The organism is Actinospica robiniae DSM 44927, assembly GCF_000504285.1.
GTDB lineage: Bacteria > Actinomycetota > Actinomycetes > Streptomycetales > Catenulisporaceae > Actinospica > Actinospica robiniae.
This window is the reverse complement of the sequence record NZ_KI632511.1, coordinates 5,158,743-5,180,550: the sequence shown is the minus strand read 5'-3', so window position 1 is coordinate 5,180,550 and position 21,808 is coordinate 5,158,743. Positions and strand designations below refer to the sequence as shown.

The window sequence follows — 21,808 nt, the reverse complement described above, 5'->3', positions numbered from 1 at the left end:
GTCGGCTACGTCCTCACCTCAGCCTCCAGCCGGAGCGTGCCTGATGCCCGGGTACGGCCGGGCCGCCGGCGTCGCTCTGCTCGGGCTGGCCGGCCTGCTCGTCGAAGCCGAGGCCGTCGTCACCGCAGGCCTGTCCCGCTTCAGCCTCATCGGTCTGCCCGACGCAGGACTCTCCGAAGCACGCGATCGCGTCCGCGCGGCCGTGATCAACAGCTCCATCCCCTGGCCCCAGGCCGCGCTGACCGTTTCGCTCGCGCCGGCGTCGCTGCGCAAGCAGGGCTCTTCGTTCGATCTCGCGATCGCGATGGCAGTCCTGCGCGCAGACGGCAAGGTGCGCCCCGAAGCGTCCGGCGAGCCGGTCTACTTCGCAGAGCTCGGGCTGGACGGCTCGGTGCGTCCGGTGCGCGGGGTGCTGCCTGCCGCGCTTGCCGCCGTGAAGGCAGGGTACTCAGCCGTCTGTGTCGCGGAGGCGAATGCTCGCGAGGCAGCCCAGATCGGCGGCCTGCGAGTGGTCGGCGTCAGGACCTTGCGCCAGGCCGTCGCCCACGCCAACGGCGAGCCGGTACCGGAAGACCCGCCGCCCTCGGACGAGCCACACCTCCGGCCCACAGGCGCATCCTCGCCTTCTGACGCGGCGGCCGGTCCGCTCTCGTCCAAGGCGTCCGCCAGCCTGGCCGGACCGGCGTCTTCCGCCGCGCTCGGCTCCACTTCGTCCACGTCGCTCGTCTCGGCTTCGGCATCCGCCTTCGCCTCAGCAGTCCGCGCGGAGCCCGACCTCGCCGACGTGCTGGGGCAATACGAGGCGAGGCTCGCGCTCGAGGTCAGCGCGACGGGTGGACATCACCTCTTCCTCTGCGGGGCACCCGGTTCCGGCAAGACGATGCTCGCTGAGCGCTTGCCGGGGTTGCTGCCGCCGCTCGACGAGGAGGCGGCGCTGGAGGTCACCGCCGTCCACTCGCTGGCCGGCACATTGAACCCGCTCGAACCGCTGGTCACCGAACCGCCGTTCTGCGCCGTCCACCACTCCGCCACGGCCGCGGCACTGGTAGGTGGCGGGTCGTCAGTCCTGCGACCGGGGGCCGTGTCCCGAGCTCATCGTGGGGTTCTGTTCCTCGACGAGGCACCCGAGTTCGGTCGAGCGGCTCTCGACAGTTTGCGCGAGCCGATCGAGTCCGGCGAGGTGGTCATCGCGCGGAGCTGCGGGATGGCCGCCTTCCCGGCGCGCTTCCTGCTCGTCGCCGCAGCGAATCCGTGCCCGTGCGGACGGTCGATGTCCACGATGGGCGTCTGCACCTGCAGCCCGCGCGCTCGGAGTGCGTACCTCGGCCGCATCTCCGGCCCGCTGTTGGACCGGATCGACCTGCGTGTGGACGTCAGTCCGGTCGGCCCCTCAGAGCTGCTTGCGGCGGCGTCCGGCGGCCAGTCAGGCGAGAGCACCGCCCTGGTCGCCGAGCGGGTCAGGCAGGCGCGTGAGCGTGCTTCTGCGCGGCTGACGGGCACGCCCTGGCAACTCAATGCACAGGTGCCCGCGCGCTACTCGCGAGCGAACTGGCCGCTGGGGAACGAGGCTCTCGCGGGAGCCGAGAAGGCGCTGCACTCCGGGGTGCTCACAGCGCGAGGTCTCGACCGGGTCGTGCGCGTCGCCTGGACGCTCGCCGACTTGTCGGGACGTGACCGGCCGAGCCGCGTCGAGGTCGACACCGCGCTCGGCTTTCGGCTCGCCGCGATGCTGCCCGGAAACCTGTGAGCTCGGGAGGGAGGAACCATGTCCATGCACAGAAACCTGTCGGCGAGCACTGCTCCGATCGACTACGAGGACGAACGCGCCGTGCGTCTTCGGCTCGGGCGGCTGATCGAGCCGGAAGACCAGCTCTTCACGGACTTGCTCGAACTCGTCGAGCCGGCACAGCTGCTCCGCACCATCGTGGAGGGCGAGCCTCTCGACTGCCCGATTCCGAAAGGGCTCGCGACCAAGTTCGACGGGCGGCGCGCCGGGCTGGGGTTCCGGCTCGCTCTCGCCGACCCGGTCGCTGATCTCGAGGCGGGGGAGCGGGCGGGAGCGCGCTACCTCATCCCGGGCGATGAGGACTGGCCCACGGCGCTCGACGACTTGGGCGGCCGCACGCCCATCGGGCTCTGGATGATCGGCGGGTTCCCGGCCGCCGCGCCGACGGTCGCGATGGTCGGGGCCAGGGCGTGCACCGGGTACGGGCTCCAAGCGGCCGGTCAGCTCGCCGCGGAGCTGGCGAAGGACGGGGTGACGGTCGTATCCGGCGCCGCGCTCGGGGTCGACGGGTCGGCCCATCGTGGCGCGCTCGCGGTCGGCGGCGTCACCGTGGCCGTGCTGGCCTGCGGCGTCGACCGCCGCTACCCGGCCGCCCACGGCCACCTGATCCAGGCGATCGGCGAACGTGGCGCGGTGCTCGCCGAACTCCCGCCCGGCACAGCACCCACGCGCTTCCGCTTTCTGGCCCGCAACCGCTTGATCGCGGGTCTGGCCGGCGGCACCGTGGTCGTCGAAGCCGCCGGTCGAAGCGGCTCTCTCGTCACCGCTCGCTTGGCAGCCGAGCTCGGCCGAGCCGTCTTCGCCGTGCCCGGGCCGATCACCTCGCGCCTGTCGATGGGGACCAATGCGCTGCTGTGCGATGGAGCGATTCCGGCGCTCGACGGCAGGCAGGTGCAATACGAGCTCGGCATCGAACCCCGCAAGCCGCCGGCGGCGCCCGAGCCGAGCTCGCCCCGACCACGGCAGCCTGTCGCGGCGTCAGCCCCGGCAGTCCAGACGGATTCGGCTGAAGCTTCGCCACCCCAGCCTGCCCCCGTAGGCGCCCCGTTCGACCGCGCCGCGATCCTCGTCCGCGAGGCGCTCCCGACCGTCCGCTCGGGCCGTGCCACGGACGCGACGGCGCTCGCCACCGAGACCGGTCTCACCCCCGGCGTGGTCTTGGCGGCGCTGGGCCTACTGGCGGCGTGCGGCATCGCTGTGAAGACGGGAGGTGGATGGGCACTCTTGAGCACCACCGAGTCCAAGTGAGACCAACGTCCGAAGGGCCTATAGAAGACACGTACTAGACCCGAGCAGGAGGTACGCCATACCTGAACAAGACACGCATACGGCTAGCGGAGGGTGGGCGCCTGACCGGTACTAGACACTGCGCCGTACGTCCCCTGACGCGGTATCGAATCGGATCACCGGATCGTGTGGAAGCGCGGTTTGTTACCTGAAGTGCCTGATCCCTTGCGCTACGCTCACTGCCTGTCGGTAATCTCCGGCACCTCGTGGCCGCCCGCGTGAAGGTTGACTAGATCAGGGCTCGACATGTCCAGGAACAGCCAGCATCGGGGCGGCGCCGTCGCGGAGGCCGTCGGTCATGCCCCGGTCGCCGCCGAGCGCGATAAGGCTGGGCCGCGGACGTCGGGTGTGCCGGGCACGTCTATGCGCGGCTCCACGGTGCCCGCGAAGAACGGCGGCAACGGCACTATTGGCACTAACGGCGCCAACAGCACGAACGGCGTCAACGGAGCTGCGGGCGTGGCGTACGCGAACGGGTCGTCCGGTGCTTCCACCGGCGCTGCCGGCGAACCGGCTGCCGCGCCGGCTCCTCCCGCCGTCGCCGAGGCCGCCAAGGCGTCCACCGGTTCGAGTCGCGACGACGACTCGTCGGCCGACGCAACCATGGGAGCGGCGGCGATGGCCGATCTGTGGGCGCGGTTCAAGGCGACGGGTGACGCCCGGCTGCGGGAGCAGCTGATCCTGCACTACTCGCCGCTGGTCAAGTACGTGGCCGGACGCGTCTCGGTCGGGCTCGTGGGCGCCATGGAGCAGGCCGACTTCGTCTCCTACGGCATCTTCGGGCTCATCGACGCGATCGAGCGCTACGACCCCGGGCGCGCCATCAAGTTCGAGACGTACGCGATCAACCGGATCCGCGGGGCGATCATCGACGAGCTGCGCGCGCTCGACTGGATCCCGCGTTCGCTTCGGCAGAAGGCGCGCGAGATCGAGCAGGCCGTCGTGCGTCTCGAGCACCGCCTCGGTCGCACGCCGTCCGAGCGGCAGATCGCGGCCGAGCTTGATCTGAGCCTCGGCGAGCTGCACCAGATCTTCTCCCGGCTCTCGCTCGTGAATGTAATCGCGCTCGACGAGGTGCTCACGCTCTCCACCGGTGACGGCGGGCGGCTGAGCCTGATGGAGACGCTCGAGGACCTGTCGGCGGAGAACCCGGTCGAGGTCGCCGAGAACCGGGAGACGCGCCACCTGCTCGCCCGCGCGGTCAACACCTTGCCGGACCGGGAGAAGACCGTGGTCACGCTCTACTACTTCGAAGGGATGACTCTGGGCGAGATCGGGCAGGTACTCGGCGTCACGGAGAGCCGGGTCTGCCAGATCCACGCGAAAGCAGTGCTCACGCTGCGCACGCGGCTGGCAGAACTTCGGTGATGCAGTCCCGCGCGGGCCTGGACTCGTCTACGCTGAGCCTGTGCCGAGGATCAAAGCAGCGACCGTCGCCGAGCATCGCAGCATGCAGCGCGCGGCCCTGTTGGACGCGGCCAGAGACCTGCTCGCGCTGGGCGGCATCTCCGCCGTGACGTTCTCCGCCATGGCCGAACGCGCCGGGCTGGCCCGCTCCTCGGTCTACGAGTACTTCAAGACCAAGGGGGACGTGGTCGAGGCGCTGGCCGTCGAGGACTTCCCGGCCGCGGTGAACGACATCAGGGGCGTGATGCTCGCCCAGCCGACCCCGGAGCGGCAGATCGCCGCGTACGTGCGCCGGCAGCTCGAGCTGGTCTCGCAGCCGGGCCACCGCAACCTCCTCGCGCTCTCCGCGCTCGAGCTCGACGGCACCGCCCGCGACCGCATCCGCAGCGCCCACGGCCTGCTGGTCGACCTCGTCGTCGGCGCACTGCGCCGCCTCGGCCACTCCGACGCCCGCGCGACCGCCGCCGCCCTCCAGGGTGCTATCGACGGCGCCGCCAAGCGCATCGACGCCGGCGCCGACCCGAACGCGACGATCGAGGCGACGCTCACCCTGATCCTCTTCGGCGTCCGCGGGGCGCGCCGCAGGCTGTCCGCGTAGGCGAGCAGCCCACCCGGTCCGGCGAGTCGAGCGCGGCGGGCTGAGCAGGTCTTTCCGGCGGATGTGGCGGGGCCGACCGCGCGCGTGGCAGTCGGACAGCGTGACGTCCCGGCAACGTGGGACTCGGGCACAGGGCACCGGTGCGGCGCAGGTAGCTGAGAACTCTTCAGATGGACCGCGCGCCGTCGTCGCCAGGGCGTGACGTCCTCCGACCGTGGGGTCATGCGCATCCTCACCACCCTTCTCACGGCGTCGGTCGCGGCCTTCGCCGGACTCAGCAGTTCCGCGGCTCCGCTTACGCTCGCGGGCGCGTCGAGGTCGACGTCCTGCTCGCCGCACGCCACCGTCTGGATCTGGCCTCTCGAGGGGGCGACCCCGCAGAGGAACGGGATGACGGCTGGTCCTGGGGCACGAACTCCGGTAGCGCCCGCTCCCGCGCCGAGACCCGCCCCACCGCCAACGCCTTCTCCCGCGACGGCTGCTCCCACCACGCCTCCTCTCACCACGGTGCCGACGCCGACGCCGCCATCGCCGCCACCGCGCCCGCTACCACCGGCACCACTGCCGCCGACTCCGCCCACCACCCCGCCCCCACCCACCATCCTGCGCCCCTTCGCCCCGCCCCGGCATCGCTGGAACTCCGGCCATCGCGGCATTGACCTGGCCGGTTACCCCGGCGAGCCGGTGCTCGCAGCCAACGTGGGCACCGTCCTGTACGCCGGGTTCCTCGTCGACCGGCCGGTCGTCGTGGTCGGGCACGGGGAGCTTCGGACGACTTACGAGCCTGTCCTCGCCGACCCCTCGCTGCGCGTCGGGGCGCAGGTCAGCCGGGGTGAGCGGCTCGGTATCCTGCTGGCCGGGCACTGCGCCGGCGTCGCCTGCCTGCATTGGGGGCTCGTCTCCGGCCGCGGGCATGGCGACGTCTACTACGACCCCCTGCTGCTCCTTGGATGCGGCACCGTACGGCTCGAGCCGGACGACCCGTCCGGCGGCGCGGGCAATCCGGTCAGGGCCACCCCGCGAACCGGCTAGAATGGTTCGGCAGTATCAACCAGAAACCAGGTCCACGCCCCTCGGTCTCGCGCTTTCGCCGGGACCTTCGGTGCGCGGACCGAATTCGCGTGTCCACGGCCGAGTCCGTCCGCCGCTCCCGATCCGGGGGTTTCGGGCAGACCTGACCGGCGGTCGCTCGGTTCCGCTCCGGCCCCCACGGGCGCGGCGCGGCGCGGCCGCCCGCCCGGACACCAGGGCGGTACTTCCGCAAGGCTTCGGGCCTTGCGGGCTTACTCGGCGCAAGCCGGAGCCCGCTCCCGAGTCCTTCGAGGAACACCGCGGTCAAACCGGACTACGAACGAGGAGGACACGGCAATGGCCGTCGTCACCATGCGCCAGCTCCTGGAGAGCGGCGTCCACTTCGGACACCAGACCCGTCGCTGGAACCCGAAGATGAAGCGCTTCATCCTCACCGAGCGCAACGGCACCTACATCATCGACCTGCAGCAGTCGCTGTCCTACATCGACCGGGCCTTCGAGTTCATCAAGGCCACCGTCGCCCACGGCGGCACGGTCCTGTTCGTCGGCACCAAGAAGCAGGCCCAGGAAGCCGTGGCCGAGCAGGCCAAGCGCGTCGGCATGCCCTACGTCAACCAGCGCTGGCTGGGCGGCATGCTCACCAACTTCTCCACCGTCTACAAGCGGCTGCAGCGGCTCAAGGAGCTCGAGCTCATCGACTTCGACGACGTCGCCGCCTCCGGCATGACGAAGAAGGAGCTGCTCGTCCTGCGCCGCGAGAAGGACAAGCTGGACAAGACGCTCGGCGGCATCCGGGACATGCAGAAGGTCCCCTCCGCGGTGTGGATCATCGACACCAAGAAGGAGCACATCGCCGTCGGCGAGGCGCGCAAGCTGCGCATCCCGGTGATCGCGATCCTGGACACCAACTGCGACCCGGACGAGGTCGACTACAAGATCCCGGGCAACGACGACGCGATCCGCTCCGTCGCGCTGCTCACCCGCGTCGTGGCCGACGCCGTGGCCGAGGGCCTCGTGGCCCGCTCCGGCCAGCAGGCGACCGCGACCGAGGGCGCCGAGGTCGCCGCCGGCGAGCCGCTCGCCGAGTGGGAGAAGGACCTGCTGGTGGGCGAGACCGCGGCTCCGGCCGAGACCGCGGCTCCGGCCGAGACCGCGGCTCCGGCCGAGGCCGCCGCTCCGGCCGAGACCGAGGCTCCGGTGGAGACCTCCGCCGAGGGCACCGCCGCGGAGACCGCGACCGAGGCCGCGACCGAGATCGCCGCCGCCGAGACCGAGACCCAGTCGGACGAGCAGGCCTGACCTTCCCGACCCGCGCAAGCCAGAACAGGGGATTAACCGCATCATGGCGAACTACACCGCCGCCGACATCAAGAAGCTGCGGGAGCTGACCGCGGCCGGGATGCTCGACTGCAAGAAGGCGCTCGAGGAGACCGACGGCGACTTCGACAAGGCCGTCGAGTACCTGCGGGTCAAGGGCCTCAAGGGCGTGACCAAGCGCGAGGGCCGTTCGGCCACCAACGGCCTGGTCACCGCGCAGATCGAGGCCGACGGCAGCAAGGGCACCCTGCTCGAGCTGGCCTGCGAGACCGACTTCGTCGCCAAGGGCGACCGGTTCCAGCAGGTGGCCGCCGAGCTGCTCGCCCACACCGTGGCCACCGGCCCGGCCGAGGTGCCGGCGCTGCTCGCCACCACGTTCCCGAGCACCGGCAAGTCGGTGCAGGAGTTCGTGGACGAGGCCAACGCCACGCTCGGCGAGAAGATCGAGCTGCGTCGCACCGCCACCTTCGAGGGCGGCTTCGTCGCGGCCTACCTGCACAAGACCTCGCCGGACCTGCCGGCCCAGGTCGGCGTGCTGGTCCAGCTGGACAAGGCCGACGCCGAGACCGCGAAGGACGTCGCGCAGCACATCGCCGCGTTCGCCCCGACCTACCTGCGGCGCGAGGACGTGCCGGCCGAGGTCGTGGAGAACGAGCGCCGGCTGGCCGAGGAGACCTCCCGCGAGGAGGGCAAGCCCGAGGCCGCGCTGCCGAAGATCGTCGAGGGCCGGGTCAACGGCTTCTTCAAGGACAACGTCGTGGTCGAGCAGGCGTTCGCCAAGGACCCGAAGAAGACCGTGGCGAAGGTGCTCGAGGAGGCCGGCGTCACGCTGCAGGCCTTCGCGCGCTTCCGCGTCGGAGTCTGACCCACCGAAGGGGCGGTCGGGCGCTAGGTTGGTACTTGGCCAGCCGAGCGACCGGCCGCCCCTCGGCACAACGGCTCCCCGGAGCGCCGCGGCCCTGCGGGCCCGGCGCTCCGCCCAGCCCGCAGGGCTCCGCCCCCCACAAGCCCCGCCGGGCGCGCGCCGCGCGCCTCGCACCCGCACGCCGCCAGGAGGTCGATACCAGTGCCGGAAGTTACCCCATCCCCCTATAAGAGGGTCCTGCTGAAACTGTCCGGAGAGGTGTTCGGCGGCGGCCGGGTCGGGGTCGACCCGGACGTGGTGCAGTCGATCGCCCGCCAGATCGCCGAGGCGCTTTGGGCGACCGGCACCCAGATCGCGGTCGTGGTCGGCGGCGGCAACTTCTTCCGCGGCGCCGAGCTCAAGCACCGCGGCATGGAGCAGACCCGCGGCGACTACATGGGCATGCTCGGCACCGTGATGAACTGCCTGGCTCTGCAGGACTTCCTGGAGAAGCAGGGTGTGGAGACGCGCGTGCAGACGGCCATCACGATGGCGCAGGTCGCCGAGCCCTACATCCCGCGGCGGGCGATCCGGCACCTGGAGAAGGGCCGGGTGGTGATCTTCGGCGCCGGCGCCGGCATGCCGTTCTTCACCACCGACACCACGGCCGCGCAGCGCGCGCTGGAGATCGGCGCCGAGGTGGTGCTGATCGCGAAGCAGGGCGTGGACGGCATCTACGACTCGGACCCGAAGACCAACCCCGAGGCGTACCGGTTCGACTCGATCGACCCGCGCGAGTTCCTGGTCCGCGGGCTGAAGGTGATCGACGCCGCCGCGGTCTCGCTGTGCGGCGACAACTCGCTGCCGCTGCTCGCCTTCGGCATGGAGACCGAGGGCAACATCGGCCGCGCCATCGCCGGTGAGAAGATCGGTACGCTGGTGAGCCGTGTCGACGGCTCCGACGCGCAGTAGCGTGAGCCCTGCAGTACCCGCCGGCACACGCGTGAGCACCTGGCGCAGTACCAGGCGGCCGCACGCGAGCGAGTGGCCCACAGCCGTAATCGAACCGATGTAGGGAGCCGTGATGATCGACGAGACCCTCCTCGAGGCCGAGGAGAAGATGGACAAGGCCGTGAGCGTGGCCAAGGAGGACTTCACCGGCATCCGCACCGGACGCGCCACCCCGGCGATGTTCAACAAGATCGTGGTGGAGTACTACGGCACGATGACGCCGGTCCCGCAGATGGCTTCGATCCAGGCGCCCGAGCCGCGGATGGCGGTGATCACGCCCTACGACAAGACCTCGCTGGCCGCGATCGAGAAGGCGATCCGCGACTCCGACCTGGGCGTGAACCCGAGCAACGACGGCAACATCATCCGCGTGGTCTTCCCGCAGCTGACCGAGGAGCGCCGGCGCGACTACATCAAGCTGGCCAAGTCCAAGGGCGAGGACGCGAAGGTCTCGGTGCGCAACATCCGCCGGCACGCCAAGGAGGCCATCGACAAGCTGGTCAAGGACGGCGAGGTCGGCGAGGACGAGGGCCGGCGCGCGGAGAAGGAGCTCGACGACCTGACCGCGAAGCACACCGCGCAGATCGACGAGGCGCTCAAGCACAAGGAGAACGAGCTGCTCGAGGTCTGAGCCGCTCGGCCCGCCGCGAACGGGCGCGGGACGGCCGCCGGACGTAGGCTTTCGGCCGGAGGAACGGCGCACCGCGTCCGGGTGTAGCCTCTCCGACGGCGACGTGACGTGATCACCGGGGCGGTGCCCGCGGACTGTGGAGGAAAAGGTGAGCGGGCAGATGACGAGCGCGGTCAAGCGGAGGGAGCAGCCCGTGGCGGAGCCGAAGGCCACGGGCAAGGCCGGTCGCAACCTGCCCGCCGCCATCGGCGTCGGCGTGGGCCTCGGCGCGGTCATCATCGCCTCTCTGCTGGTGGTCAAGGTCGCCTTCCTGGGCGTGGTGGCGCTCGCCGTGGTGGTGGCGCTGCACGAGTTGAGCGTGGCGCTCAAGGAGCGCGGCGTCTCGGTCCCGCTGATCCCGGTCACGGCGGGCGGGCTCGGCATCCTGGCCTCGGCGTACTTCGCGGGAGAGGGCGCGCAGACCGCGGTGCTCGGACTGACCGTGGTGGCCGTGCTGGTCTGGCGGCTGGCCGACGGCGCCGAGGGGTATCTGCGCGACGCCACGGCCGGCCTGTTCGCCGTCGTGTACGTGCCGTTCCTGGCGGCCTTCGCGATGCTGCTGACGGCGCAGGACAAGGGGGCCGAGAAGGTCCTGCTGTTCCTGCTGCTGGTGGTGTGCAACGACACCGGCGGGTACGCGGCCGGGGTGCTGTTCGGGCGGCACCCGATGGCGCCGAGGATCTCACCGAAGAAGTCCTGGGAGGGGCTGGCCGGCTCGGTCGTCACGGCCGCGGTGGCCGGCGCCCTGTGGATGGATTTCGTGCTGCACGGCAAGCCCTGGCAGGGCGCGGTGCTCGGCGTCGCGGTGGTGGCCAGCGCCACACTCGGCGACCTGTGCGAGTCCATGATCAAGCGCGACCTGGGCATCAAGGACATGGGCCGGCTGCTGCCGGGGCACGGCGGGATCATGGACCGGCTGGACTCGCTGCTGCCCACCGCTCCGGTCGTCTACCTGCTGCTGCAGCTCTTCCTCAAGCACTGAGCCCCGTGCCGCGCCGAGCGGCCGCTCGGCGACGCGGACCGAGCTGTCCGTGCGGGATGGGACAATAGTGGGATGAGTTCCGCACAAAAGCCCGGTGAACTGGTCTTCGAGGCGCCGCGTCGCGGCAAGCCCCCGCGCCACCTCGCGGACCTGACCCTGATCGAACGCAAGCAGGCCCTGTCCGACGCCGGCCTGCCGGGCTTCCGTGCCGCGCAGCTCTCCAAGCACTACTTCGACCGGCTCGAGGACGACCCGCAGGGCTGGACCGACATCCCGGCCGCCCAACGCGAGCAGCTGCGTGCGGCGATGCTTCCGCCGCTGCTCACGGCGGTGCGCGAGCTGACCGCGGACCAGGGCACCACCCGCAAGACGCTGTGGAAGCTGCACGACGGCGCGCTCGTCGAGTCGGTGCTGATGCGCTACCCGGACCGCGCCACGATGTGCGTCTCCTCGCAGGCCGGCTGCGGCATGAACTGCCCGTTCTGCGCGACCGGGCAGGCGGGGCTGACCCGCAACATGTCCACGGCCGAGATCGTGGAGCAGGTCGTGGCGGGCGCCCGGACGCTGGCCCGCGGCGAGGTGCCGGGCGGGCCGGGGCGGATCTCGAACGTCGTGTTCATGGGCATGGGCGAGCCGCTGGCGAACTACAAGGCCGTGATCGCGGCGGTGCGGCGGCTGGTCGAGCCCGCGCCCGAGGGGCTGGGCCTCTCACAACGCCACATCACCGTCTCGACGGTGGGCCTGGTGCCGGCGATCGAGAAGCTGATCGAGGAGAGGCTCAACGTCACCCTCGCCGTCTCGCTGCACGCCCCGGACGACGAGCTGCGCGACGAGCTCGTGCCGGTCAACACGCGCTGGCAGGTGGGGGAGGTGCTGGGGGCCGCGTGGGATTACGCCGCGCAGACCGGCCGCCGCGTCTCCATCGAGTACGCCCTGATCAAGGACGTGAACGACCAGGCGTGGCGGGCCGACCTGCTCGGCAAGCGGCTCAAGGGCAAGCTGGCGCACGTCAACCTGATCCCGCTGAACCCGACCCCCGGCTCGAAGTGGACCGCCTCCCGTCCGGAGGACGAGGCCGCGTTCGTCCGCACGCTGCAGGCGCACGGTGTCCCGGTGACGGTGCGGGACACCCGCGGCCGCGAGATCGACGGAGCCTGCGGCCAGCTCGCCGCGCACGAGGACTGAGGGAGGGGTCGCGATGGCCATCGACATGGAGCCGGCGATGATCGACGGCGCGCAGATCAGGCACGTGGTCTGGGACTGGAACGGGACCCTGTTCGACGACCAGCGCCTGGTCACGGCGGCCACGAACGCCTCGCTGCGGGCGGTGGGCTGCGCGCTGATGGATGAGGAGCACTACCGCGACCTGTACCGGCGGCCGTTGCAGGAGTTCTACTTCTCGTTGTCCGGCCGGCCGTACTCGGCGGCGGAGTGGGAGCTGATAGACAGCGCGTTCGCCCAGACGTACGCGGACGGCATCGGAACCTGCGGGCTGACGGTGGACGCGCTGGTCGCGATGGACAGCTGGGCGCCGCAGGGCCAGTCGCTGCTGTCGATGTACGACCACGACAAGCTCGTCCCGCTGGTCGACTCGCTGGGCCTCGGCGCCCGGCTCAACCGAGTGGACGGCCGGCCCGCCGCCCGGGACTACGGGACGAAGGCCAAGTACCTCACCGCTCACCTGACGCGTCTTCAGGACCTCGATCCGGGCCTGTCGGTCGGTCAGGTCGCCCTCGTCGGCGACTGTGTGGACGACGCGCTGGCCGCGCTCGAGGTCGGCGCGACGGCGGTGCTCTACACCGGCGGCTCCTCCAGCCGCACCAACCTCGAGGCGGCCAAGCTCGGTTTGCCGATCGTGGACACGCTCACTGAGGCTGTGGCTCTGCTCCGCGCCGGTCGAGCCGGCTGAGCATCCGTCCGAGCCACAGCCCCACTGTCTTTCCCGCCTCGCTGCTGAGCAGCGCGGTCAGCGCGACCAGCAGCAGCGCGGCGAGCGGCGCCGCATACGCCCAGCCGGCCGAGGACGACTTGATCGCCACGGCGAGCGGAGCCGTGCCCGGCAGGATCGTGCTCAGCGGGCCGTGCAGTATCAGGATGAGCAGCACCCCCAAGGCCGCGCCGATGAGCGGATAAGCCAACTGACGGCTCAGCGAGGTCATCGCAGCCGCCTGCCGGCTCAGCCGCACCTGACGCAGCGCCAGGGCGGTGCCGCGCCGCCGATCCCCGAGCTGGATCGCGTTGCGCCACAACAGCGGCAGCCCGGGGACGGACAGACACAGCAGGCTGGTCGCGGTGATCGCGGGCAGGCCGGCGTCGGCCAGCGCGATGGTCAGCGGCATCGCCAGGTACGCACACGCCCCGCCGACCCGGATGAGCGTGCGCCAGTCGCCGCGGTCGAGCGGCGGCAGGAAGCGCCAAGCGAGCCAGGCCAGCACGGACAGCCGGCTGTCGGTCGGGCTGCCGCCCTCGAAGGATTCCTCCGCGCCCGCGGCCTCTTTCATCGATGTCCTCCCGCGGTCGCTCTGGCGGCGCGGCTCGCCTCGGCGCCGGAGAGCACCGGCACGGCGGCGGGACGCGGCCCCGCGGGCTGCACGTCGGTCCGGCCGTCGGCCAGCCGGATGGTGCGGTTGAAGTACGCCGCCGTCATCGGATCCCGGGTGAAGACGACCACCGCGGTGCCGTGCGAGACCGCGATCGAGCGCAGGATCCGGGCGGTGGACTCGGCCGTCTGCGCGGCCAGCCCGGCCAGCGGCTCGTCCGCGAGCAGCACGAGCGGGTCGTTGACCAGCGCGCGGGCCAACGCCGCGCGGCGGAGCACCGGCGCGGTGAGCGTCGCGGCACGGCGCGGGGCATGGCGCTCTATCTCGAACCGCTCGAGCCAGATCCGGGACCGCTCGACCGCGTGCGCCGCGCTCATCCCGGCCAGGCGCAGCGGCAGCGCCACGTTCTCGGCCACGGTCAGCTCGGGCAGTATCCGGCAGTCCTGCGGCAGCACCCCGAACTGCCGCCGGAACACCTCGATCCGCTGCTCGGGCTCCATCGCGTGCAGCGGACGGCCGTTGGCCCACAGCGTGCCCGCGGCCGGGTCGATCAGCCCGGAGAGCACGGCCAGCAGGGTGGATTTGCCCGAGCCGGCTTCGCCGAGCACGGCCACGGCCTCTCTCTCGCCGACCGCGAGACCGGCCCCACGCAGCACCGAGCCGTCAGCCGGATAGGTCAGGCCGGCGGCGTTCAGAATGGGATTGTCCGAGGGTAGGCTCACTCCTCGACTCTGCCCAGGGGCACCGGGTTAATCCACCCAAACCGGGCGAGATTCGTCCGATCTGATGATGGTGCGCCTGGCTGGGCTGCGCCCGGCCGTGCCGGACACCGCGACCGGCGAGCGCGGCGCCGGTTCAGGCACCCAGGAAGCGCCCGAAGATCCGGGCCCGGCGGGAGGGGCGGCCGGTGCGGGCCTCCTCGGCGTCGGCGCCGTCCATCACCCGCAGGCCGAGGTTCGCGCCGATCCAGCGCAACGGCTCGATCTCCCATTTGGGTGAACGGTGACCGACCCAGGGCAGGGCGGTGAGGTCGGTGTGCTGACCCCGGATCAGGTCGGCCAGCGTGCGCCCGGCCAGGTTGGTCGCGCCCACGCCGTCGCCGACGTAGCCGCCGGCCCAGGCCAGCTTGGCCGTGCGGTCCAGGCCCACCGAGGCGAACCAGTCCCGCGGCACTCCCAACGCTCCGCCCCACGTGTGGGTGACCTTGACGTCGCTGAGCACCGGGAACAGCTCGGTCAGTACGCGCTTGAGCTCCGCGTGCACCCGCGGCTCGCGGTCGTACTCCGGCTTGATCGAGGAGCCGAAGTGGTAGGGCGCGCCACGTCCGCCGAACGCCAGCCGGCCGTCGGCGGTGCGCTGCCCGTAGATGATCAGATGGCGACCGTCGGAGAACGTCTGCCGTCGGTTCAGCCCGATCTCGGCCCAGGTGTGCTCCGGCAGCGGTTCGGTGGCCAGCATGAGCGAGTAGACCGGAGCCAGGTCGCGCTTGAAGCCGCCGATGCTCGTCGTGTAGCCCTCGGTCGCCCGCACCACGGTCTCGGCCTTCACCGAGCCGTGCGGCGTGCGCGCCTCGCCGTTCCCGATCGAGGTCACCGGGGTCTGCTCGTAGATCTCCACACCCATCCGCTCGACCACGTCGGCCAGGCCGCGCGCGAGCAGCGCCGGCTGGATGGCCGCGCAGTGCGGGGTATACGTGCCGCCGAGCACGTTGGTGGCGTTGAGTTCGGCGCGTGCCTCCTCGGCCGTGAGCAGCCGGTGGTCGTCTTCGCCGAAGCCGAACTCGCGGAACTCGGCGATCTCCTCGCGCGCACGCTCGAGCTGGACCGCGCTGCGGGCGAGGATGACCGTGCCGCCCTTGCCGAAGTGGCAGTCGATGCCCTCGGCTGCGGCCACAGCGCCGACCTCGTCCACCGCGCCGTTGAGTGCGCGCTGCAGGTTGATCGCCGCCTGCTTGGACCCGGCGACCTTCGCCACTTTGCCCAGGCTGGACGGGAACAGCGCCGAGCACCAGCCGCCGTTGCGGCCGGAGGCGCCGAAGCCCGCGTACTGCGCTTCGAGGACGACGACCCGCAGGGACGGGTCGGCCTTCTTCAGGTAGTACGCCGTCCACAGGCCGGTGTACCCGGCACCGACGATGGCGACGTCGGCCTCGCGGGAGCCGGGCAGACGGGGGCGTACGACGACGGGGTCGGGCAGGGAGTCATGCCAGAAGCTCGGCGCGGTCACGAACGTTCCTTAGCTGATCCGCTGTCGCCAGCGGTCGATGTACTCGGGTATGCGGGCGTGCTCGGGGGCGAGGTCGTCGGCCGGCACGGGCTCGCCCCACTGCCGTACCAGCGGCAGCCGGCCCGCCCAGACCGGAAGCGCGAGGTCCGCCGAGTCGTCGGTCGGACCGCCGTCGGAGACCTTCAGCGAGCACTCGTCCAGCGGGAGTTCGAGCACTGCGGTGGCCTTGAGCTCCTGGGCCGAAGGCGCGCGGATCTCCTCCCAGCGGCCGGGCATGAGGTGCTCGCCGATCTGACGCAGCCCCAGTTCCTTGGTCCGGCCGTGCAGAACGGTGCAGTGGCCGAGCACCATCGCGCTGCGGTAGTTCATCGACGACTCGAAGGCCGAGCGGGCTAGGACGAGCCCGTCGAGCTCGGTGACGGTGAAGCACACCGGCACTCCGGCCGCGCAGAGCCGGAAGAGCCGGCTCGCGCTCGAGCCGTGGAAGAGCACCGATTCGCCCGAGCGGGCGTACGCGACGGGCAACACGTACGGCTGGCCCGTCTCGTCGGCCGCGGCGAGGTGGCCGACCAGCGCGGCGTCCAGCAGTTGATGCAGCGCGCTGCGATCCCGCACGGCGTGTTCGGGGAGGCGGCGAACCCGGGTCCGCTCGGTGCAACCCGGGTTCGCGAGCAAAGCATCCATCGGAACGCTTACAGCCTCGTCCAGGCTTCGGTGAGCACGGAGCGCAGGATCTGCTCGATCTCGTCGAACTGCTCCTGGCCGGCGATCAGCGGCGGGGCCAGCTGCACCACCGGGTCGCCGCGGTCGTCGGCGCGGCAGTACAGGCCGGCGTCGAACAGCGCCTTGGACAGGAAGCCGCGCAGCAGGCGCTCGGACTCGTCCTCGTCGAACGTGGTCTTGGTCGCCTTGTCCTTGACCAGCTCGATGCCGTAGAAGTAGCCGTCGCCGCGCACGTCGCCCACGATCGGCAGGTCGTGCAGCTTCTCCAGGGTGGTCCGGAAGGCCTGCTCGTTCTTGAGCACGCGCTCGTTGAGGCCCTCACGCTCGAACAGGTCCAGGTTGGCCATCGCGACCGCGGCCGAGACCGGGTGGCCGCCGAAGGTGTAGCCGTGCGGGAAGTAGTTCGTGCCCTGGTAGAAGGGCTCGGCGATGCGGTCGGAGACGATCGCGGCGCCGATCGGGGAGTAGCCCGAGGTCATGCCCTTGGCGCAGGTGATGATGTCCGGGACGTAGCCGAACTTGTCGCAGGCGAACATCGTGCCCACCCGGCCGAAGGCGCAGATGACCTCGTCCGAGACCAGCAGCACGTCGTAGGTGTCGCAGATCTCGCGCAGCCGCTGGAAGTACCCGGGCGGCGGCGGGAAGCAGCCGCCGGAGTTCTGCACCGGCTCGACGAAGACCGCGGCCACCGTGTCCGGGCCCTCGGCCAGGATCGTCGCCTCGACCTGGTCCGCGGCCCAGCGGCCGAAGCGCTCGAGGTCCGCGCCGAGCTCCGGCACGCCGGAGATCTCCTCGGCCCGGTAGAAGTTCGTGTTGGGCACCTTGTGCGCGCCCGGCACCAGCGGCTCGAAGTACTTCTTGGCGTCCGGGATGCCGGTGATCGACAGGGCGCCGTGCGGGGTGCCGTGGTAGGCCACCGCGCGGCTGATCACCTTGTGCTTCATCGGCTTGCCGACCAGCTTGAAGTACTGCTTGGCCAGCTTCCAGGCGGTCTCCACCGCCTCGCCGCCGCCGGTGGTGAAGAAGACCTTGTTCAGGTCGCCCGGGGCGTAGCCGGCGAGCCGGTCGGCGAGGTCGATCGCGTGCGGGTGGGCGTAGGACCAGACCGGGAAGAACGCGAGCTCCTTGGCCTGCTTCGCCGCGGCCTCGGCCAGCTCGGCCCGGCCGTGCCCGGCCTGCACCACGAACAGGCCGGCCAGGCCGTCGAGGTACTTGCGGCCGTTCGCGTCCCAGATGTAGGCGCCCTCGCCCTTGACGATCGTGGGCACGGGGTTGTCCTTGTACGAGGACATCCGGGTGAAGTGCATCCAAAGGTGGTCGTAGGCCCGGCTGTCGGCAGTGGTCATCTCGTACCCCAGGTGTAGGTCTGTTTGTGCAGTTTCAGGTACACGAAACTCTCGGTGCTCCGGACCTGCGGGATCGCTCGGATCCTCTTGTTGATGATGTGCAGCAGCTGGTCGTCGTCCTCGGCGACCACCTCCGCGAGCAGATCGAAGGAACCCGCGGTGGCGACCACGTAGGCCACCTCGGCCATGCCGGACAGCGCCTCGGCGACCGGTTCGATATCACCTTCGCACCGAATCCCGATCATCGCCTGGCGGTTGAACCCGACCGTGAGCGGGTCGGTCACCGCCACGACCTGCATGACCTCCGCGTCCAGCAGCCGCTGCACCCGCTGGCGCACCGCGGCTTCGGACAGTCCCACCGCTTTGGCGATGGTCGCGTAGGGACGCCGGCCGTCCTGCTGGAGCTGTTCGATGATCGCCTTGGACAGCGGATCCAACGCCACGCCCGCGTTCTTGCGCCGGGGCGCTCCGTCGATCGACACGTCGTTCATCATGAGTGCTGTTCCCGTCGTTTGGCAAGCCTTTCGCGATGGATTTCGCGTTTAGTGGCCACTACCACTACGGATTCCATTGCTTCTCCTGCCTCGCTCTGTATCATTATCCGGACTAGAGTGCTGTGTGGAGCACCTTTTGAAGACCGATGGAGAGTGGTTATGGAGCCTCGCGTGCTGCGCAACATCGTCGGCGGCAAGCCGGCCGAGACCGTCGGCGGACGGACCAGCGAGATCATCGACCCGGTCACCGAGCAGGTGATCGCCCTGGCCCCGGTCTCCGAGGCCGAGGACGTCGAGAAGGCGCTGCGCGCCGCGGCCGAGGCCTTCAAGGAGTGGCGGCGCAGCACTCCGGCGGCCCGGCAGCGGGCTCTGCTCAAGCTGGCCGACGCGGTCGAGTCCCGCGCCCAGGAGTTCGCCGAGGTCGAGTCGCGCAACACCGGCAAGCCGGTGGGCCTCACGCGCACCGAGGAGCTCGTCCCGATCGTGGACCAGCTGCGCTTCTTCGCCGGCGCGGCGCGGCTGCTCGAGGGCCGCGCGTCCGGGGAGTACATGGACGGCCACACCTCCTCGATCCGGCGCGAGCCGATCGGCGTGTGCGCCCAGGTCACGCCGTGGAACTATCCGCTGCTGATGGCGATCTGGAAGATCGCCCCGGCGCTGGCGGCCGGCAACACCGTGGTGCTCAAGCCCTCGGACACCACGCCGATGTCCACGCTGCTGCTCGCCGAGGTCGCCCAGGAATTCTTCCCGGCCGGCGTGTTCAACGTCGTGTGCGGCGACCGGGACACCGGCCGCGCGCTGGTGGAGAGCCGGATTCCGGCGATGGTCTCGATCACCGGTTCGGTCCGCGCCGGTATGGAGGTGGCCACCGCCGCCGCCAAGGACGTCAAGCGGGTGCACCTCGAGCTCGGCGGCAAGGCGCCCTGCCTGGTGTTCGAGGACGCCGATCTGGACGCGGCGGCCGAGGGCATCAGCGTCGGCGGCTACTTCAACGCCGGTCAGGACTGCACCGCGGCGACCCGGGTGCTGGTGCACGAGTCGGTCTACGACGCTTTCGTGCAGAAGCTGACCGAGGCGGCGGCCGCCACCAAGACCGGCCTGCCGAACGACGAGGACGTGCTCTACGGCCCGCTCAACAACGCCGGCCAGCTCACCCGGGTACAGGGCTTCATCGAGCGGCTGCCCGCGCACGCCACCGTCACCACCGGCGGCAGCCGGGTCGGGGAGACGGGTTACTTCTTCGCCCCGACCGTCGTGGCCGACCTGAACCAGGACGACGAGATCATCCAGAACGAGGTCTTCGGCCCGGTCATCACCGTGCAGAAGTTCTCCTCGGACGAGCAGGCCCTGGAGTGGGCCAACGGCGTCGAGTACGGCCTGGCCTCGTCGGTGTGGACCACCTCGCACTCGCGCGCGCTGGCCTTCTCCCGCGACCTGGACTTCGGCTGCGTGTGGGTCAACACCCACATCCCGCTGGTCGCCGAGATGCCGCACGGCGGCTTCGGCCACTCCGGCTACGGCAAGGACCTGTCCATGTACGGGTTCGAGGACTACACCCGCGTCAAGCACGTGATGTCGGCTTTCTGACGGACGCTCAGGTAGAGTCACGGCACTCGGAGGCGGGGCGGAACGCGCCCTAGACGTTCCGCACCGCCTCCAGCGCCAGCAGTGCCACGTGCAGGGAGAGGCAGGACTCGACCGAGTCGAGGTCGACCCCCAGCACGCGCTCGATCCGGTGCAGCCGCTCGTAGAACGACGGTCGCGACAGGTGCGCGGCGTCGGCGGCGGCCGACTTGTTCCGGCCCTGATCCAGGTAGATGCCGAGCATCGCGACCAGGTTCGTGCCGCGCTCGGTGTCGTAGGCCAGCAGCGGGCCGAGCTCGCGCTCGACGTACGTCTGCAGCCGCGCGTCGTCGCGCAGCAGGTGCAGCAGGCCGCGCAGCCGCACGTCGACGAGCCGGTGGTAGGAGGGGCCGCCGGTCTGCCGGATCGCCGCGTCGGCCACCTGCACCGCCTCGAGCAGCGACCGGCGGGCGTCTCGCACCGCACCGACCGAGGTGCCGACCGCGATGGCGAAGTCGCCGCCGTCCGGACCGGCCAGCTTGCGCACGGTGCCGGCGAAGTTCTCCAGCGCGGCGTCCTCGCGGTCCTGCGGGCCCAGCGCGAGCAGCAGTCCCACCGAGTGCTCGTCCACGGCGCCGATCAGCGCGGCGAGCCGCTTGTCGCGCACGGCCGCGGCCGCGTGGTCGGTCAGTTCGCGCAGCCGGGACTGGTAGTCGAGCGAGGAGCTGTGTCCGCGCAGCCGCAGCACGATGCCGACGAGCCGCTTGTCGTCCAGCCGCACGCCGATCGCCCTGGCCCGCAGCGAGATCTCGGAGGACGAGTGCGCGTGGTTGAGGATCGCGGTCAGCAGAGTGCGATGGGTCTGTCGCTCGAGCGTCTCCCGGTCGCGCTGCATCAGCCGGTTCAGCGCGAGCGTCGCCGCGCCGCGTTCGGCCAGCATCACCAGGCGGCTCGGCGCGGGGGCCGCGATGCCGTCGCAGACCACGACCAGCCGGCCCCAGTCCTGCCCGCGCGCTCCCACCACGGTGGTCAGCCAGCCCGAGCGTTCGTCGTACGCGGTGCGCGTGCTCGGGCGCACCGCGCGGGAGCGGCCCTCCCAGCCGTCGAGCAGCGACTCCTCGGTCGTGCCGGTCGCGTCGTACACCAGCACCTGGTGCGCGAGGTTCTCCAGCACCACCGGATGCCCGGCCATCTTGCTGATCTGGCGCACCACCTCGGCCGGCTCCGCGCCCTCCACGGCGAGCTCGGTGAAGGTCTGGTGCACCTCCTCGGAGGCCCTGAGCTCGGCCAGCTGCGCGTCGATGATGCGGGCGTGCACGGCCTCCGTGATAGTGACGAATCGGGTATCACGGCCTAAGGTGATGACCGGCAGACGGTGCTTCTCCGCCGCGAGGAGCAGCGGCTTCGGCGGTGCCTGCGGGTAGCGCCGGCCCAGTTCGACCACGAGACCGGCGGCGCCGAGCGCGGCCAGATCGGCGACGTAGCGGGCCAGCGACTCGCGGTCGTCCGGCCACGCGATCGCGGTGGAGAGCACCAGCTCGCCGCCGCGCAGGATTTCGCGTACGTCGGTCAGCTCGGTCACGTGGACCCAGCGCACCCGCCGGTCCAGGCCCGCGGTGCCGGCCACGACCCTGGGGTTGCCCTGCCGCACGGCGTCGAGCGCGAGCACCTCGGCGACGGTCGGGTAGCCGGTCAGCACCGGAGTGCGCGGGTCGGTCGGGTTCTGGGACATCGCGTGGTGGGCCTTCGGGGTCGGCGGCGTCGGCGGACGGGCGGGGTGGTGGTCGCCGTCCGGCACCCAAGGCACGACAGGTTGTCTCGGCAAATGGGTGACGGAATGCACTCTGACAGCTAGACGCTCGGCTGGCAAGGTGGCAGAGCGCGCACACCCTTTCTGCGGATGTGCGGACAACGTCACCGGGAAGTTATGAGAATCCGTCGTCACGGCCAAGTTTCCCTGCGGAATCCCTTGTCGATGGCTG

At 71.0% G+C, this 21,808-nt stretch carries 20 protein-coding genes; 13 read left to right on the top strand and 7 right to left on the bottom strand.

Features of this window, described 5'->3' with window-relative positions; genetic code table 11:
- Nucleotides 1-43 precede the first annotated feature (43 nt).
- The 12 genes from ACTRO_RS21795 to ACTRO_RS21740 all read left to right on the top strand — a co-directional run bounded on the left by ACTRO_RS21795 (nt 44) and on the right by ACTRO_RS21740 (nt 12,843).
- A complete protein-coding gene (locus tag ACTRO_RS21795) occupies nt 44-1,747 on the top strand; it encodes a YifB family Mg chelatase-like AAA ATPase (RefSeq protein WP_034265744.1) in 1,704 nt (567 codons plus the stop codon).
- 18 nt (nt 1,748-1,765) lie between these two features.
- Complete coding sequence (gene dprA / locus ACTRO_RS21790) at nt 1,766-3,034, top strand: DNA-processing protein DprA (RefSeq protein ID WP_051451185.1); 1,269 nt, start codon at nt 1,766-1,768, stop codon at nt 3,032-3,034.
- Nucleotides 3,035-3,676: 642 nt separating this feature from the next.
- Nucleotides 3,677-4,441, top strand: coding sequence for an RNA polymerase sigma factor WhiG (gene whiG, locus ACTRO_RS21785; protein ID WP_034276075.1), 765 nt, complete (start codon nt 3,677-3,679; stop codon nt 4,439-4,441).
- Nucleotides 4,442-4,481: 40 nt separating this feature from the next.
- Nucleotides 4,482-5,078 (top strand): TetR/AcrR family transcriptional regulator, encoded by a 597-nt coding sequence (locus ACTRO_RS21780; RefSeq protein WP_245594454.1) that lies wholly within the window; start codon nt 4,482-4,484, stop codon nt 5,076-5,078.
- A gap of 222 nt (nt 5,079-5,300) precedes the next feature.
- The gene (locus ACTRO_RS51480) at nt 5,301-6,110 is read left to right on the top strand and encodes a M23 family metallopeptidase (RefSeq protein WP_425394861.1); all 810 of its coding nucleotides are present in this window, start codon (nt 5,301-5,303) and stop codon (nt 6,108-6,110) included.
- Nucleotides 6,111-6,446: 336 nt separating this feature from the next.
- Nucleotides 6,447-7,409 carry a 30S ribosomal protein S2 gene (gene rpsB, locus ACTRO_RS21770; protein ID WP_034265738.1) on the top strand — a complete coding sequence of 321 codons (963 nt, stop codon included), beginning with the start codon at nt 6,447-6,449 and terminating at the stop codon, nt 7,407-7,409.
- A 43-nt stretch (nt 7,410-7,452) separates the two neighbouring features.
- Complete coding sequence (gene tsf, locus ACTRO_RS21765) at nt 7,453-8,292, top strand: translation elongation factor Ts (protein ID WP_034265735.1); 840 nt, start codon at nt 7,453-7,455, stop codon at nt 8,290-8,292.
- Nucleotides 8,293-8,493: 201 nt separating this feature from the next.
- Nucleotides 8,494-9,243 carry a UMP kinase gene (gene pyrH, locus ACTRO_RS21760; protein WP_169739935.1) on the top strand — a complete coding sequence of 250 codons (750 nt, stop codon included), beginning with the start codon at nt 8,494-8,496 and terminating at the stop codon, nt 9,241-9,243.
- Between the two features lie 112 nt (nt 9,244-9,355).
- The gene (frr, locus tag ACTRO_RS21755) at nt 9,356-9,913 is read left to right on the top strand and encodes a ribosome recycling factor (RefSeq protein WP_034265729.1); all 558 of its coding nucleotides are present in this window, start codon (nt 9,356-9,358) and stop codon (nt 9,911-9,913) included.
- Between the two features lie 148 nt (nt 9,914-10,061).
- Nucleotides 10,062-10,934 carry a phosphatidate cytidylyltransferase gene (locus tag ACTRO_RS21750; protein ID WP_245594453.1) on the top strand — a complete coding sequence of 291 codons (873 nt, stop codon included), beginning with the start codon at nt 10,062-10,064 and terminating at the stop codon, nt 10,932-10,934.
- A 72-nt stretch (nt 10,935-11,006) separates the two neighbouring features.
- Complete coding sequence (rlmN, locus tag ACTRO_RS21745) at nt 11,007-12,119, top strand: dual-specificity RNA methyltransferase RlmN (protein WP_034265727.1); 1,113 nt, start codon at nt 11,007-11,009, stop codon at nt 12,117-12,119.
- A gap of 13 nt (nt 12,120-12,132) precedes the next feature.
- Complete coding sequence (locus ACTRO_RS21740; protein WP_051451182.1) at nt 12,133-12,843, top strand: HAD family hydrolase; 711 nt, start codon at nt 12,133-12,135, stop codon at nt 12,841-12,843.
- Here the strand turns inward: ACTRO_RS21740 and ACTRO_RS21735 are convergent.
- The 6 genes from ACTRO_RS21735 to ACTRO_RS21710 all read right to left on the bottom strand — a co-directional run bounded on the left by ACTRO_RS21735 (nt 12,800) and on the right by ACTRO_RS21710 (nt 18,245).
- A complete protein-coding gene (locus ACTRO_RS21735) occupies nt 12,800-13,435 on the bottom strand; it encodes a hypothetical protein (RefSeq protein WP_034265723.1) in 636 nt (211 codons plus the stop codon). The two genes, ACTRO_RS21740 and ACTRO_RS21735, sit on opposite strands and share 44 nt — an antisense overlap.
- The gene (locus ACTRO_RS21730) at nt 13,432-14,196 is read right to left on the bottom strand and encodes an ABC transporter ATP-binding protein (protein ID WP_051451181.1); all 765 of its coding nucleotides are present in this window, start codon (nt 14,194-14,196) and stop codon (nt 13,432-13,434) included. Before ACTRO_RS21730 ends, ACTRO_RS21735 begins: the two co-directional genes overlap by 4 nt.
- 133 nt (nt 14,197-14,329) lie before the next feature.
- Nucleotides 14,330-15,700, bottom strand: coding sequence for an NAD(P)/FAD-dependent oxidoreductase (locus ACTRO_RS21725; RefSeq protein ID WP_034265721.1), 1,371 nt, complete (start codon nt 15,698-15,700; stop codon nt 14,330-14,332).
- Nucleotides 15,701-15,709: 9 nt separating this feature from the next.
- Nucleotides 15,710-16,384 carry a pyridoxamine 5'-phosphate oxidase family protein gene (locus ACTRO_RS21720; protein ID WP_063628051.1) on the bottom strand — a complete coding sequence of 225 codons (675 nt, stop codon included), beginning with the start codon at nt 16,382-16,384 and terminating at the stop codon, nt 15,710-15,712.
- Nucleotides 16,385-16,392: 8 nt separating this feature from the next.
- Nucleotides 16,393-17,769, bottom strand: coding sequence for an aspartate aminotransferase family protein (locus ACTRO_RS21715; protein WP_034265716.1), 1,377 nt, complete (start codon nt 17,767-17,769; stop codon nt 16,393-16,395).
- Nucleotides 17,766-18,245 (bottom strand): Lrp/AsnC family transcriptional regulator, encoded by a 480-nt coding sequence (locus tag ACTRO_RS21710; RefSeq protein ID WP_425394883.1) that lies wholly within the window; start codon nt 18,243-18,245, stop codon nt 17,766-17,768. The genes ACTRO_RS21715 and ACTRO_RS21710 overlap by 4 nt, the downstream gene beginning before the upstream one ends.
- A 171-nt stretch (nt 18,246-18,416) precedes the next feature.
- Here ACTRO_RS21710 and ACTRO_RS21705 point away from each other — a divergent pair, with 171 nt between their 5' ends.
- Nucleotides 18,417-19,850 (top strand): aminobutyraldehyde dehydrogenase, encoded by a 1,434-nt coding sequence (locus tag ACTRO_RS21705; RefSeq protein ID WP_157436364.1) that lies wholly within the window; start codon nt 18,417-18,419, stop codon nt 19,848-19,850.
- Nucleotides 19,851-19,899: 49 nt separating this feature from the next.
- On the opposite strand, the gene ACTRO_RS21700 is transcribed toward ACTRO_RS21705, so the two are convergent.
- Nucleotides 19,900-21,558 carry a PucR family transcriptional regulator ligand-binding domain-containing protein gene (locus ACTRO_RS21700; RefSeq protein ID WP_051451179.1) on the bottom strand — a complete coding sequence of 553 codons (1,659 nt, stop codon included), beginning with the start codon at nt 21,556-21,558 and terminating at the stop codon, nt 19,900-19,902.
- Between the last annotated feature and the right edge of the window lie 250 nt (nt 21,559-21,808).

What these genes read in the sequence shown, in the direction of transcription:
- ACTRO_RS21715 (WP_034265716.1), bottom strand. Translation starts at nt 17,769, where the DNA reads ATGACCACTGCCGACAGCCGGGCCTACGACCACCTTTGGATGCACTTC.
- ACTRO_RS21795 (WP_034265744.1), top strand. Translation starts at nt 44, where the DNA reads ATGCCCGGGTACGGCCGGGCCGCCGGCGTCGCTCTGCTCGGGCTGGCC.
- ACTRO_RS21735 (WP_034265723.1), bottom strand. Translation starts at nt 13,435, where the DNA reads ATGAAAGAGGCCGCGGGCGCGGAGGAATCCTTCGAGGGCGGCAGCCCG.
- ACTRO_RS21740 (WP_051451182.1), top strand. Translation starts at nt 12,133, where the DNA reads ATGGCCATCGACATGGAGCCGGCGATGATCGACGGCGCGCAGATCAGG.
- tsf (WP_034265735.1), top strand. Translation starts at nt 7,453, where the DNA reads ATGGCGAACTACACCGCCGCCGACATCAAGAAGCTGCGGGAGCTGACC.
- ACTRO_RS21720 (WP_063628051.1), bottom strand. Translation starts at nt 16,384, where the DNA reads ATGGATGCTTTGCTCGCGAACCCGGGTTGCACCGAGCGGACCCGGGTT.
- ACTRO_RS51480 (WP_425394861.1), top strand. Translation starts at nt 5,301, where the DNA reads ATGCGCATCCTCACCACCCTTCTCACGGCGTCGGTCGCGGCCTTCGCC.
- rlmN (WP_034265727.1), top strand. Translation starts at nt 11,007, where the DNA reads ATGAGTTCCGCACAAAAGCCCGGTGAACTGGTCTTCGAGGCGCCGCGT.
- ACTRO_RS21700 (WP_051451179.1), bottom strand. Translation starts at nt 21,558, where the DNA reads ATGTCCCAGAACCCGACCGACCCGCGCACTCCGGTGCTGACCGGCTAC.
- frr (WP_034265729.1), top strand. Translation starts at nt 9,356, where the DNA reads ATGATCGACGAGACCCTCCTCGAGGCCGAGGAGAAGATGGACAAGGCC.
- rpsB (WP_034265738.1), top strand. Translation starts at nt 6,447, where the DNA reads ATGGCCGTCGTCACCATGCGCCAGCTCCTGGAGAGCGGCGTCCACTTC.
- dprA (WP_051451185.1), top strand. Translation starts at nt 1,766, where the DNA reads ATGTCCATGCACAGAAACCTGTCGGCGAGCACTGCTCCGATCGACTAC.
- whiG (WP_034276075.1), top strand. Translation starts at nt 3,677, where the DNA reads ATGGGAGCGGCGGCGATGGCCGATCTGTGGGCGCGGTTCAAGGCGACG.